This window comes from Candidatus Methanogranum gryphiswaldense, assembly GCA_019262145.1.
GTDB lineage: Archaea > Thermoplasmatota > Thermoplasmata > Methanomassiliicoccales > Methanomethylophilaceae > Methanogranum > Methanogranum gryphiswaldense.
The window spans coordinates 980,038-992,587 of record CP076745.1; the positions used below are offsets into that span (position 1 = coordinate 980,038).

13 protein-coding genes are annotated in these 12,550 nt (G+C 48.2%); 8 read left to right on the forward strand and 5 right to left on the reverse strand.

Annotated elements, in window-relative coordinates:
• Nucleotides 1-1,017, reverse strand: coding sequence for an N-acetyl-gamma-glutamyl-phosphate reductase (gene argC, locus KRP56_05020; protein ID UAL07205.1), 1,017 nt, complete (start codon nucleotides 1,015-1,017; stop codon nucleotides 1-3).
• Between the two features lie 362 nt (nucleotides 1,018-1,379).
• Here argC and KRP56_05025 point away from each other — a divergent pair, with 362 nt between their 5' ends.
• Both KRP56_05025 and argH read left to right on the forward strand, forming a co-directional pair.
• Nucleotides 1,380-2,609: an argininosuccinate synthase gene (locus KRP56_05025; GenBank protein UAL07206.1), complete on the forward strand. Its 1,230-nt coding sequence runs from the start codon at nucleotides 1,380-1,382 to the stop codon at nucleotides 2,607-2,609.
• Nucleotides 2,606-4,060, forward strand: a complete 1,455-nt coding sequence (gene argH / locus KRP56_05030; GenBank protein UAL07207.1) for an argininosuccinate lyase — start codon at nucleotides 2,606-2,608, stop codon at nucleotides 4,058-4,060. Before KRP56_05025 ends, argH begins: the two co-directional genes overlap by 4 nt.
• Nucleotides 4,061-4,099: 39 nt before the next feature.
• Here the strand turns inward: argH and KRP56_05035 are convergent, their stop codons facing one another.
• The 3 genes from KRP56_05035 to KRP56_05045 all read right to left on the reverse strand — a co-directional run bounded on the left by KRP56_05035 (nucleotide 4,100) and on the right by KRP56_05045 (nucleotide 6,456).
• Complete coding sequence (locus tag KRP56_05035) at nucleotides 4,100-4,573, reverse strand: GNAT family N-acetyltransferase (GenBank protein UAL07208.1); 474 nt, start codon at nucleotides 4,571-4,573, stop codon at nucleotides 4,100-4,102.
• 46 nt (nucleotides 4,574-4,619) lie between these two features.
• Nucleotides 4,620-5,990 carry an O-acetylhomoserine aminocarboxypropyltransferase/cysteine synthase gene (locus KRP56_05040; GenBank protein UAL07209.1) on the reverse strand — a complete coding sequence of 457 codons (1,371 nt, stop codon included), beginning with the start codon at nucleotides 5,988-5,990 and terminating at the stop codon, nucleotides 4,620-4,622.
• A gap of 100 nt (nucleotides 5,991-6,090) precedes the next feature.
• Entirely contained in the window at nucleotides 6,091-6,456 is a 366-nt protein-coding gene (locus KRP56_05045; protein UAL07210.1) for a hypothetical protein, read from the reverse strand.
• A 115-nt stretch (nucleotides 6,457-6,571) separates the two neighbouring features.
• On the opposite strand from KRP56_05045, the gene thiD reads away from it, so the two are divergent.
• The gene (gene thiD / locus KRP56_05050; protein ID UAL07211.1) at nucleotides 6,572-7,855 is read left to right on the forward strand and encodes a bifunctional hydroxymethylpyrimidine kinase/phosphomethylpyrimidine kinase; all 1,284 of its coding nucleotides are present in this window, start codon (nucleotides 6,572-6,574) and stop codon (nucleotides 7,853-7,855) included.
• Nucleotides 7,856-8,000: 145 nt separating this feature from the next.
• Here the strand turns inward: thiD and KRP56_05055 are convergent, their stop codons facing one another.
• Nucleotides 8,001-8,924 (reverse strand): FKBP-type peptidyl-prolyl cis-trans isomerase, encoded by a 924-nt coding sequence (locus KRP56_05055; protein ID UAL07212.1) that lies wholly within the window; start codon nucleotides 8,922-8,924, stop codon nucleotides 8,001-8,003.
• Nucleotides 8,925-9,039: 115 nt separating this feature from the next.
• On the opposite strand from KRP56_05055, the gene KRP56_05060 reads away from it, so the two are divergent.
• From KRP56_05060 to KRP56_05080, 5 genes are read left to right on the forward strand one after another with little or no spacing between them, the layout of a single operon-like run.
• The gene (locus tag KRP56_05060; protein ID UAL08467.1) at nucleotides 9,040-10,092 is read left to right on the forward strand and encodes a uroporphyrinogen decarboxylase family protein; all 1,053 of its coding nucleotides are present in this window, start codon (nucleotides 9,040-9,042) and stop codon (nucleotides 10,090-10,092) included.
• A gap of 37 nt (nucleotides 10,093-10,129) precedes the next feature.
• A complete protein-coding gene (thiE, locus tag KRP56_05065) occupies nucleotides 10,130-10,759 on the forward strand; it encodes a thiamine phosphate synthase (protein ID UAL07213.1) in 630 nt (209 codons plus the stop codon).
• 17 nt (nucleotides 10,760-10,776) lie between these two features.
• Nucleotides 10,777-10,971, forward strand: coding sequence for a sulfur carrier protein ThiS (thiS, locus tag KRP56_05070; protein ID UAL07214.1), 195 nt, complete (start codon nucleotides 10,777-10,779; stop codon nucleotides 10,969-10,971).
• On the forward strand, nucleotides 10,968-11,768 hold the full coding sequence (thiF, locus tag KRP56_05075; GenBank protein ID UAL07215.1) for a sulfur carrier protein ThiS adenylyltransferase ThiF: 801 nt from the start codon (nucleotides 10,968-10,970) through the stop codon (nucleotides 11,766-11,768). Before thiS ends, thiF begins: the two co-directional genes overlap by 4 nt.
• An 11-nt stretch (nucleotides 11,769-11,779) precedes the next feature.
• On the forward strand, nucleotides 11,780-12,550 hold the full coding sequence (locus KRP56_05080) for a thiazole synthase (GenBank protein ID UAL07216.1): 771 nt from the start codon (nucleotides 11,780-11,782) through the stop codon (nucleotides 12,548-12,550).

A 12,550-nucleotide genomic window follows, 5' to 3' on the forward strand; every position in this document is an offset into this window, starting at 1 on the left:
TCATACCCCCAATCCTGGAAGGTTGAGACCCGAGGTCTCTTTCAGCCCTAGCATGAGATTCATGCATTGGACCGCTTGCCCTGAAGCACCCTTGACAAGATTGTCAATGACACCAAAGACCACTACCTTGTCCCCGATGACCTTTGAGGCCACATGGGCATGGTTGGAACCGACCACCGCGCGGATGGATGGCTCCTCTACATAATGTACGAAGGGTTCTCCGTCGTACTGTTTCTTAAATATCTCTCCGACCTGGGCATCGTCCAGGTCCGTGTTGAGTTTGAAATAACATGATGATAGGATGCCACGCACGATCGGGATCAGCTGAGGCACGAACATCACGTTCACATGGGACCCCGAGAACATATCAACCGCCATCTCTATCTCTGGAGTGTGACGGTGGGTCCCCACGCTATACGGTATTATTGACTCGCCGCACGTTGGATGGTGCAAGCGAGGCGATGGCACCATTCCCGCTCCCGAAGTTCCACTTTTGGCATCGATGATTATATCCTGTTCCACGAACCCAGACTTCATAAGGGGAGCACAGGCTAATATTGCGGATGTCGCATAACATCCTGGATTGGCAACTATGTCCGCATTCTTGATCTTATCACGGAACAACTCTGGAAGTCCGTAAACGGCCTTCTCAAGGTGCTCCAGGTCCGTGTGCTGATGCCCATACCACTCTTCGTATGTTTTGACATCGTGCATACGATAATCGCCAGAAAGGTCGATCACCTTCACACCAGAATCGGCCAAAGCGGGAAGTTCCTGCATGGCGACACCATGAGGCGTTGCCACAAAAACAAGGTCCAGATCCTTTGTGTCCGAGATCTTCTCTGTGAACTCAAGGTCTAGATACCCTTTGAGGAACGTGTGTACGTCGGAGACCTTCTTGCCGACATTCTGACGGGACGTCAGTGCTGCAAGCTCTACCTCCGGGTGTACACACAAGATGCGTGAAAGTTCACTTCCTGTATAGCCCGTGCCTCCGATAACTCCTACTTTGGTCATATCATCACCATATCATGAGGTGTGAGTTTACCGACAAACCGATTAAAAATCTATTGTTTCATTTCAGACATGAACTTTTCAATACGTTGCAAATGATACACTTATGGCCCATCCTGTACTCAATGAGGTCACAGAGACAAAACAGACACCAGATGTAATGACGTCCAACTGTGTCCACGACAACGCACGATTTGTGTATGTTCTGTGGCCTTAGCGCTTTATAAAGAACCTCCGAAACTCTAGACGAGCATTATCCGACAACACATACAGATACTCACCTTCGCAACACCTGTTTGTCCATAGTAAAACATGTATTCAGGACAATAATATAAACATTGAAAGAATATCAAACACCGATAAACATGGCATGCAAACCAAAATGCACAACAAAAGAAGAGACCAAGGAAAAGGTAGTCCTTGCTTACTCCGGAGGATTGGACACGTCAGTGGCCATCCGCTGGCTTCAGGAAAAGTATAATCTCGACGTGATCGCTGTCGCAATAAATGTCGGACAGCCTCCGAGCAGCGATGATATTGTCGCACGTGCACTCAGAAACGGAGCTGTCAAAGCTGATTTCGTCGATGTTCAGGACGAATTCGTCAATGATTTTGTATGGCCTGCACTCAAGGCAAATGCCGAGTATCAGAACATATACCCCCTCAGTACCGCCATCGCAAGACCGATGATCGTCAAGAAACTTGTCGAGGTAGCAAAGAAAGAAGGGGCAAAATACATAGCGCACGGATGCACGGCCAAAGGTAACGACCAAGTAAGATTCGATGTGGGCATAGTATCCCTGGATCCAGACCTGAAGATCATCGCACCGATGAGAGAATGGGTCATGACACGTGAAGAGGAGATCGACTATGCACAGAAGAATGGCATCGAGATCATTGTCAAGAAGGAGAATCCCTACTCCAGAGACGAGAACCTTTGGGGAGCATCATGCGAATGCGGACTCCTGGAAGACGCATGGGCAGAACCCCCTGCAGGCGTATGGATCCATACTGTCGACCCTGAGAAAGCCCCTGACACACCCAGATACATAGAGATCGAGTTCAAGGAAGGAATCCCCGTCGCTCTCGACGGTAAGAAGATGAAAGGTGTCGACCTCATCAATGAATTGGACAAGATCGCTGGAGAGAACGGTGTCGGACGCATCGATCATGTCGAGGACCGTCTGGTAGGTATCAAGAGCAGAGAAACATACGAGTGCCCCGCAGCGGTCACATTAATCAAAGCGCACCGTGCGATGGAATCACTCACGGTCCCCAGAGATGTCATCGAATACAAAAGAGGACTGGAGCACAAATTCTCCGAAATAGTCTACTACGGCCTATGGTTCGGCGGACTACGCAAACCCATAAACGCATTCATCGATGAAACACAGAAATTCGTTACCGGTACTGTCCGTGTCAAGCTCTACAGAGGTAACTGCACGGTCGTCGGAAGAAAATCAAAATATTCTCTGTACGACACAGGCCTTGCAACATACGCCAAGGGAGATCAGTTCGACCACACTTCCGCTGTTGGGTTCATCTATTGTTGGGGACTTCCTGACCAGACCGCAGCCAGAGCACAGAAGAAGTGATCAATATGGAAAAACAGGCACTTTGGTCTGGAAGATTCGACAAAGAAATGGATGATTCCACTCTTCTTTTCACATCCTCTCTGGATGTGGACTCCGCACTTGCATTCTATGACATAATGGGCTCATTGGCCCATGTCAGGATGCTGAAGAAGTGTAAGATCATCCCGGCCAAGGATGCCGACCTTATCATCGATGGTCTGAAAAAGATCGAAATGATGCTTGAGAACGAAGAACTGGAGATGGACGGGGACCTGGAGGACATCCATACCAACATAGAGGTCAAACTCACGGCCATGATCGGTCAGGCTGGCGGAGAACTTCATACAGGAAGAAGCAGGAACGACCAGGTCGCCACTGACTTCAGGATGTACCTGAGGGATTGCGCACTTGAAGCTGCGGACAAGATCGACGACCTCATCATGAGCCTCATAAGGATGGCGGAAGAGAATGGGGCCACGATCATGCCCGGCTTCACCCATATGCAGCATGCGCAGCCGATAACCCTCGCCCAACATTTCCTCGCCCATGCATTCAGACTCGGGAGGAGTGCTGACAGGTTCATGGATGCTGTCGCAAGGATGGACAAATGTCCGCTGGGCGCAGCAGCATTGGCAGGTACCACATACCCCATCGACAGAAAGATGACCGCCGAGGCCCTTGGATTCAAAGAACCAACAGAGAACTCGATAGACACCGTTGCCTCGAGGGACAACGTGTCCGAACTTGCATTCTGTGCCGCCATGGCGGCTGTCGACATGTCATCGATATGTGAAGAACTTGTAATTTGGTCCTCCCCGGAATTCGGTTTCATCGAGATGGCCGACAAATACACCACAGGATCATCGATAATGCCCCAGAAGAAAAATCCTGATATCGCGGAACTCATCAGAGGCAGAACAGGTTCGACGGTCGGAGGATTGGTGTCCATGCTCGTAATGACCAAAGGACTCCCTCTTTCCTACAACCGCGACCTGCAGGAGGACAAAGGTGCGGTCATGGATGCACTCCAGAGCGTCACCGACTCCGCTGAGATGCTCTCCAAGGTCATACTCACCACGAACTACCACAAAGATAGGATGCTGGAGGTCACTCAGAAGGGTTTCATCAACGCCACCGACCTTGCAGACTATCTCGTGACCAAAGGTGTCCCGTTCCGTGAGGCACATGGCATAGTGGGAGAATCTGTGAGATATTGCATTGAAAATAACAAACGCCTAGAAGATCTGACCATCGAAGAATTCAAGAAATTCTGTCCAAAGATAGACAAGGATGTTTACGAATTCCTCACGGTCGAAGCATGTGTCGAAAGACGCAGGTCCTACGGAGGTACATCCTTGGCATCCACAGATGCTCAGATCTCCCTGGTTATAGGACAACTGATGAAAAGGGACGATGCGATAAGAGAGGACATGCAGTTCATCGAAAAATGCTGGGAAAAACTTCTTGAGTAAATTATTTTCTGGTCCCCTCGTGGGGACCACACTTTATCTTCAAAGGACCAACTCCATATCCAAGACCACTGTGTTGTATCCTGACCAGAATCTGACCTCTTTGAAACCTTTGCGTTTGTAGATGCGTATGCCGCCATCATTCAATTTGTTTACGTGAAGGAAAATGCGCTTAAGTTTCAGATTGCGTGCTATTGAGATCACCTGGTCCAGCACCATGGAACCTATGCCTTGTCCCCTGTGCCCATCCAAGATGTAGTACTTGCTGAACTCCATCTCGTCCCCCTCGACCACATACGAGATGTAACCTATGCGCTCACCGCCATCGATGATGAAAGCGTACTTGTAGCCGTCCGATATCTGCTTCCTTATGATATCAGGCGTTTGATTCTTGTCATAAAATCTCTGAATTCCCTCTACAGAAACGTATGTGTATACCTCGAACAAAACCTCGTGCGCCATTGCGGAAAGATTCTCCGCTTCATCGGACCCTACCCACTCCAATATCTCTGACATATTTTCAAAAAAAGATGGTCCCTCCTGTGAAGAAGGGACCGTTGGATCATAATTTATCGAACGCCTGATCGAAATCCGCAAGGATGTCTGGGATCGATTCACAGCCTATGGATAGTCTTATCGTTGTCTGCTTTATGCCTGCGGCCTCAAGGTCCTCCGGACTTAGCTGCGAATGAGTGGTGCTTGCAGGGTGTATCACCAAGGATTTCATGTCTGCGACATTCGCAAGGAATGAGAACAATTTCAGACTCTCACAGAATTTTTGAGCGTCCTCTTTTGTCCCCTTGATCTCAAACGTGAATATCGAACCAGCACCTTTAGGGAAATATTTCTGATACAAAGCATGGTTGGGATGATTCTTCAGCGAAGGATGGTTTACCTTTGCGACCTTCGGATGTTTGCTTAGATACTCTACGACTGCTAACGAGTTCTGTACATGGCGTTCTACACGCAAAGAAAGGGTCTCCAACCCCTCAAGGAGAACAAATGCCGCTATCGGCGATATGCAGGCTCCTGTATCACGGAGAAGCACGGCTCTGACCCACATGGTGAATGCGCACGGTCCAAAGGTCTTGTAGAACGGAAGGCCGTGATAACTTGGATCGGGATCGACGATCTTGTGGAACTTGCCAGCCGCTTTCCAATCGAATTTCCCACTCTCGATTATGACCCCGCCTAACACCAGTCCGTGTCCGCCAATGAACTTGGTCGCAGACTCGACACATATGTCCGCACCGTGTTCCAACGGCCTGAAAAGATACGGGGTGGCGAATGTGTTGTCCACTATCAGCGGGATATTGTGCTTGTGAACGATCTTCGCCAGTTTGTCGATATCGTACAATGTTGCATTAGGGTTACCGAACGTTTCGATCAGCACTGCCTTTGTATTTTCCTGGATCGCATTCTCGAAATTATCAAGATTGTCTGGATTGACGAATGTCGTCTTTATCCCGAACGCAGGAAGGGTGTTTGCCAGAGTGTTGTACGTACCTCCGTAGATATTATTGGAGGATACAATGTGATCGCCTGCATCCGCAAGTGCCTGGAATGTGTATGTAAGTGCTGCCGCGCCAGATGCCACGGCGAGTGCGGATGATCCGCCTTCCAACGCCGCTATGCGCTTCTCAAAAGCGAGTTGCGTATCATTTGTCAAACGACCGTATATGTTACCCCCTTCCTTGAGTGCGAACCTGTCCGCGGCCTGTTTCGCATCCTTGAAAACATAGGATGTCGACAGATAGATGGGGACCGCCCTTGCACCTGTGGTGGGATCTGGTTGTTCCTGTCCGGCATGCAGCTGAAGTGTTTCAAAACCAAGCTTATCCGTATTGTTCGGACCGCCAGGCACATTATTGAATGAAGATTCATTTGACATATGTTCGCCTCTCGCAGAATGAACTGCCGATATAACCGACATTGATTGAAGGTATTTACGGACTACTGGTGATACTATTCCGATAAGAATACCAAGGCGAACGGAGAGAGACCTGATGACAGAGATGCATAAAGAAGTATGATCAGCTGAAATCTATGTCGTTATCGGAGCTGATCTCGAACTTTATGTTAGCTGCATTCAAATAGCCGATGATGACCTGAGTTATCTTTGACATGTCCGTGGCCTTGCTGAAGCACTTTATGTAGAACTCCTTGCGGTCCATCGGGAAAACCATCCTGATCTTTCCTTTTCTGTTGTAACCTTCAGGCTTACGGTTCTGCCTGAGATCGATCATGTTCAATTCTACGAACATCTGGAAGATCTCTTCCTCATCGGGCATCTGGCCGATCTCTTGAAGGAAGGCCCTAAGGATATCGGGAAAAACTGGAACGAGGTCCTTATAGTCGGACTTCCCCTTTAGGATAAAATGATTGCTATAGACCTTCATCGATTTCCGACATACATCGCAATTATTTAATTGGTTCTGATGATCTGTTCCAAAATGGTCATTGTGCAGGCTGGATTCTCTTACATTTTAAATACGTAGTATAGAATGACCAAATATGAGGACCGCTCTGTCCATTGCAGGCTCCGATTCTATCGGTGGAGCAGGCATACAGGCCGATATAAAAGCAATGACCGCAGTGGGCGTTCACGCTACCACTGTCGTTACTGCTATTACAGCGCAGAATACCTGCAAGGTCAAAGCTATCTACCCAATACCTCCTGAGATGATACAGGAACAATTGAAGGCCGTCCTGGAAGATTGCGATGTCAAAGCGATAAAGACGGGGATGCTCTATAATGCGGAGACCGTCAAGATCATTGTCGATGTATTGGAAGAACACGAGGTCCCGCTTATTGTGGACCCTGTGATGATGGCAACGGTCGGAGACACCCTCTCAGATCAAAGCCTCGTACGTGCCCTGAAGGAACAACTCCTTCCAATATGCGAACTTGTGACCCCGAACAAACATGAGGCCGAGGTCCTGGCAAAAATGAAGATCCTCAACGAGGACGATGCCATGTTCGCATGCGAGATAATCGGCAAACAAGGTTCGTCCGTATTGTTGAAGGGGGGGCATATGGACACTAAGATGATCGTGGACTACCTTTACCTCTCTTCAGAATTCACAGAGATAAAGAATCCAAAATTGAACAAAGCAGGACACGGTAGCGGTTGCACACTGTCTGCCTACATCACAGCACACATGGCAAACGGTAACGACCTGGTCAATTCAGTGATGAAGTCCAGGGAACTCATGCAAGAGGCGATAGCTTCACAGTATGAGATCGGAAAAGGCGAAGCCGTCGTCAATCCCAATGTAAGGGGCGGCAATGACAAGGTCAAATATTCCGTCCTTGAAGCTGTGGATGAAGCCGCAAGAAGGCTTGCGGATATGATCCCGCAAGAACTTGTCCTGAGGAACGGGATCAACATCGCCTATGCGATGCCTAACGCCGCTGGACCTGAACAAATCGCTGCGGTCGATAAAAGGATGACATTCCACAACGGAATGCTCGTCAAAAATGGTGAAGCAAAACTCGGTGCGGCAGAACAGCTGTCCTATGTCCTTCTTGAGATCATGAAGGAAAATCCGGATAGCAGATGCATCATGAACATCCTCTACACGAAGGATACTGAAGATATCATGGAAGAGGTCGGATTCTCCGTCTCTAGATTCAATCGGAAGAAAAACAGTTCGATCGCCGATATGACCAAAGATGCCATCGCTCAAAAGAACAAAAAGGTCCCTGATGCAATAATCGACAGAGAAGAGAAGATGATCAGGATAATTGGAAAGGATCCAGAAGATGTCCTGAATAAACTTGAATCCGTTCTCTGATGTGACCTTGAAGGCCTATCATCCCCTAAAAAAAGAATTTTAAATCGAAAACAGCACATCATTACAAAATGATAACTGCTGAACAATTATTCCGAAAATGAAAAACAATAACTCCCGGGTTTGAACCCGGGATGAAAATTTAGTTTTATTCTATCGAGACAATCACGATCTTGAAATAAAGTACCTGGTTGTACTTCTCACCGACAGTCTTGTAGTCGAATGTGTCTGCTACACCTTCACTACTGGGATCGGTCACAGATGTGATGTAGAAACAGCTTGTTCCGAAATCGACCTTGATCATCTGGATCTCAATGTTGCCTGCAGCGTCCTCTCCAACCTTCACATAGTCAGTCACATTGTATGTGAACGTGATGGTGGATGCTGTTGTGCTAGAGACTTCAAGAGTCACTTTACCGTAATCTCCTTCATAGTTGACATAACTGCTTCCTGCCTCAGGAGAGTAATAGACGGTGACCATTCCGGTCGAAACATCATAGGAAGATGTCGCTAACCATCCGTACACGGACGTGAAGCTCATGTTGCTTCCAGTTCCGTCAAGGTCCTCGTATATTGCTTCGAATTCGGTAACCGTCATGGTCTCCGATCTTGCGACTGTTATTGCATTAGAGCAGTCTACGGTACCTGTAGTATCAGGCGCGACGTACCCTTCGCCTACGACTACTGTAACCCAAACAGTATCCCCGACCTTATGTCCAACGATTGCGTTCTGGAACGCCGCAAGGACATCATCGTCTCCGACCGTGAACTCAAGAACAGCATAGCTCGTCTTGGAATAGTCGTTTGACTTCTCGATGTTATCATCGTTTCCAATCGACGAGTAGGTGGTATCAAAAACAACAGAGTTTTCTTCTCCGTAGTAGCTGTAGAACGTTCCAACATAGTTCACTGTAACAGTGCTACCGTTGTTGACCAAGGAATCATCCTTGACCAAATATTTATCGTAAACACCCGCCCCAATCACGGCACATACGGCCAAAATGAAGACGACAAAACACACCTTCATTATTGGGTCTCTGTCCTTCTTGACCTTCCCTTCGTTACCAGTCATTGATACCAAGACTCGCAATGTATGTTTAGTATATAATTTTGTGCGACTAGCAGGCACCGATATCGCGCACATACAAGGGTTAATCTACTGACATAACTCTTCACTGGGTATGACGATGAAGGATGCTGGTCACAGAACTGCCGTCGAGGCAGCACTGAACCACGAGAGATACGAAAGAACACCGGTGAATAATTTCGCCTTAGTGACCGCCGCGAGGAGCGCCGGTATCAAAGTGGATGATGCCAGATGGCATCCTGAAGTGTCAGCTAGGGTCGCCATTGAATACTCACTGAAGACTCATTCCGATTTCGTGAAACCTGTCCTTGATTCTCAAATACCTTTTGCCGACCTTGGCATGAAGGTAAGATTTCCTGAAGATGACTACGGGTCGGTAAAATCAGAACTTGTAAAAAATGCTGAGGATATCGACGGTCTTGCATTTTTCGATCCTACCAAAGCATCGGAATGCCCCAATTTTACAAACGTCATTGTAAAAGGCATCGAAGAGACTGTGAAACAACTCAGGGAAGACCTTCATGTCTGCGGACTATCATGGGGGCCCATCAGCACTGCTGGATATCTCATGGGAACTGAGAACATGCTCATGATGACAATGATGGGTGAAGATGAAACCGTGAAAAAACTCATCAACAAGACAGCGGATTTTGTCTTGGCACAACAACTAAAGATGATCGACGCAGGTGCCACCTTGATGTGGATGGCCGACCCTACCTCTTCTGAGGACTTAATCTCTCCAGATATGTTCACCGATCTTTCCTTCGGACCCATCAAGAAGGTCATAAGCAAGACCAAAGACCAATACGACGTCAGTGCCTTCCTGCATATTTGTGGAAATACCACTGACATCTTGAAGACCCTTCCGGACACTGGATGCGATTGTTTCAGTTTCGACCACGCCGTGGACATCGGCAAGGCCAAGAAAATAGCAGGGGAAAACATCGCTCTGATGGGTAACATAGACCCCGTGGGCATGATATTGCAGGGAACGCCAGAACAGATAACCAAGAGATGCTATGAGATGATAGATGTCGCAGGACAGAACGGAGGATACATCATAGCTCCTGGATGCGAGACACCGCAGGCTAGTCCTGACGAGAATGTTGCCGCAATGGGCCTGGCAGGCATCAACTATTGGAAATACCAATAAGCAACCGTTATACGTTCACACCCCCATGCACTGTGCCATGTTCGACATATACGTGATAACTGACAGAGGCCTGTCGCACGGCCGTTCCGAAGCAGAGGTAGCGAGACTTGCCTACGAGGGCGGAGCCGATATCGTTCAACTGAGGATGAAGACAGAAGGCGGAAAGGAAATGCTCGAACAGGCCAAAGCCATAAAGGAATTGGCCGACGAATATGCCAAATTCTTCATTGTCAATGACAGGGTGGACATAGCCATGCTTTCAGATGCGGACGGCGTACATCTTGGACAGAATGATCTTCCAATACAGGAAGCAAGGAAACTTTTGGGCGACGATAAACTGATAGGGGTCTCGGTAAGGAACGTGGATCAAGCAATAGAGGCGTTCGAGGCCGGTGCCGATTATATTGGGGTCGGTTCAATATTCCAGACTAATACAAAACCCGATGCTTTACAATCCTTGGGACTTGATGCATTGTTCGAGATAAGAAACGCTGTGGACATCCCGATCGTTGCCATAGGCGGCATCAACAGAGGGAATATCAAGGATGTCATCAGATCTGGCGCTGATGCCGCTGCAGTAATTTCAGCCGTCGTAGGTCAGGATGACATATCCGGATCTGTCCATGAATTAAGGGACATGGTCCTAAAGGCGAAGAACAACATGTGACCCTGGAAGTTTGAGATATGAAGGTCAATAGCAGATCAATTCAGATAATGGGAGATATGACACTGGCAGAGATACTCGCTTCACAGGGATATGTGACATCCAGAATAGCAGTGGAGCTAAATGGCAGGATCATACCGAGATCAGAATATGAAACGACCATTGTATGCGACGACGATTCCATGGAGGTCGTCAGCATCGTTGGTGGTGGATGATGAGAATAACCGTCAACGGAACATCGATTGAGATCGAACCGTGCACCGTATTCCAACTGAGGGATGGGTCGCACAAAGGTACCGTCACGATAGTTAACGGATTCGCAACCTCCGAGGACGTGGAGATGAAAGATGGGGATTCCATATTTTTCCTTGACAAAAGAACGGTCCCGAATGAAATAGAAGCCGAGATGCTCATGCGCGCAAGGAACTCGCCGGAGATCTATGACAAGCTGAAAAGAACGACCGTCGGAATAGCTGGGCTCGGAGGATTGGGCTCCAACATAGCATCGATGCTTACAAGGACAGGTATAGGACATCTCATCCTGGCAGATATGGATATTGTGGATGCCACCAACCTCAACAGACAGAATTATTTCCAAAACGACCTAGGTTCTCCGAAGACCGACGCCACGGAAAGAATATTGCACCAGATAAATCCGCATGCGGACATAGAATGCCACACCTGCAGGGTCACACCGTGTAATGCCGAACGGATATTCTCCGGATGTGACATAGTGTGCGAAGCGTTCGATGTAGCAGAAGAAAAAGCAATGCTCATAAATACGATACTGGAAAAATGCCCCGGTACATTCGTCATATCTGGTTCCGGTATGGCTGGATATGAGGACTCCAATATCATAAGGACCGAAAGGAAGTTCAACGATCTGTGCCTATGCGGAGACGGTTTCAACGAGGCCCGTATCGGAATGGGACTTATGGCGCCCCGCGTCAACATCTGCGCCGGACACATGGCCAATGCAGTCATAAGGCACGCAATGGGTCTCGACATTTGAGAGGCGAATCAATGGAAGATATATTGAATATCGGTGGAAAGGAATTCAGATCTAGATTCATCCTCGGCTCAGGAAAATTCTCACTTGAGATGACGAATGATGTGATACGCAACGGCGGTGTTGAGATGGCCACATTGGCAATAAGACGCGCCAATGCAGGTGGAGAAGAGAATATTTTGGATTACATGCCGAAAGGCATAACACTTCTACCGAATACCTCCGGGGCAAGGAATGCAGAAGAAGCATTAAGGATCGCAAGATTGGCAAGAGAACTCGGATGCGGAGACATGGTCAAAGTGGAGATAATCAAAGATTCCAGATATCTCCTCCCTGATAATTGTGAGACGATAAGGGCGACGAAGATGCTTTCCAAAGAAGGATTCATCGTCATGCCTTACATGATGCCGGACCTTTCAGCTGCGAGGTCCATGCAAGAAGCAGGAGCATCTGCCATAATGCCATTAGGAGCTCCCATTGGCAGCAACAAAGGTCTTCTGACCAGAGATTTCATCAAGATACTTGTCGAGGAGATCGACCTCCCGATAATAGTCGACGCTGGAATAGGACGTCCGTCACAGGCATGCGAGGCGATGGAAATAGGTTGCGCTGCAGTGATGGCGAACACGGCCATTGCAACAGCCAGAGATGTGCCCGCGATGGCCACTTCATTCAAGATGGCAATAGAGGCTGGTAGGCTCGCATATCTCTCAGGACCCGGAAGGGTGCTTGACAACAAAGCGGAGGCATCCAGTCCGTTGACTGGATTCCTCGAGAGGCTCTAA

Excerpts from the sequence above, each read along its gene's own strand:
- thiF (UAL07215.1), top strand. The coding sequence starts at position 10,968 with ATGATGAGAATAACCGTCAACGGAACATCGATTGAGATCGAACCGTGC.
- KRP56_05080 (UAL07216.1), top strand. The coding sequence starts at position 11,780 with ATGGAAGATATATTGAATATCGGTGGAAAGGAATTCAGATCTAGATTC.
- thiD (UAL07211.1), top strand. The coding sequence starts at position 6,572 with ATGAGGACCGCTCTGTCCATTGCAGGCTCCGATTCTATCGGTGGAGCA.
- KRP56_05060 (UAL08467.1), top strand. The coding sequence starts at position 9,040 with ATGAAGGATGCTGGTCACAGAACTGCCGTCGAGGCAGCACTGAACCAC.
- KRP56_05045 (UAL07210.1), bottom strand. The coding sequence starts at position 6,456 with ATGAAGGTCTATAGCAATCATTTTATCCTAAAGGGGAAGTCCGACTAT.
- KRP56_05025 (UAL07206.1), top strand. The coding sequence starts at position 1,380 with ATGGCATGCAAACCAAAATGCACAACAAAAGAAGAGACCAAGGAAAAG.
- thiS (UAL07214.1), top strand. The coding sequence starts at position 10,777 with ATGAAGGTCAATAGCAGATCAATTCAGATAATGGGAGATATGACACTG.
- KRP56_05055 (UAL07212.1), bottom strand. The coding sequence starts at position 8,924 with ATGACTGGTAACGAAGGGAAGGTCAAGAAGGACAGAGACCCAATAATG.
- thiE (UAL07213.1), top strand. The coding sequence starts at position 10,130 with ATGTTCGACATATACGTGATAACTGACAGAGGCCTGTCGCACGGCCGT.
- KRP56_05040 (UAL07209.1), bottom strand. The coding sequence starts at position 5,990 with ATGTCGGTTATATCGGCAGTTCATTCTGCGAGAGGCGAACATATGTCA.
- KRP56_05035 (UAL07208.1), bottom strand. The coding sequence starts at position 4,573 with ATGTCAGAGATATTGGAGTGGGTAGGGTCCGATGAAGCGGAGAATCTT.
- argC (UAL07205.1), bottom strand. The coding sequence starts at position 1,017 with ATGACCAAAGTAGGAGTTATCGGAGGCACGGGCTATACAGGAAGTGAA.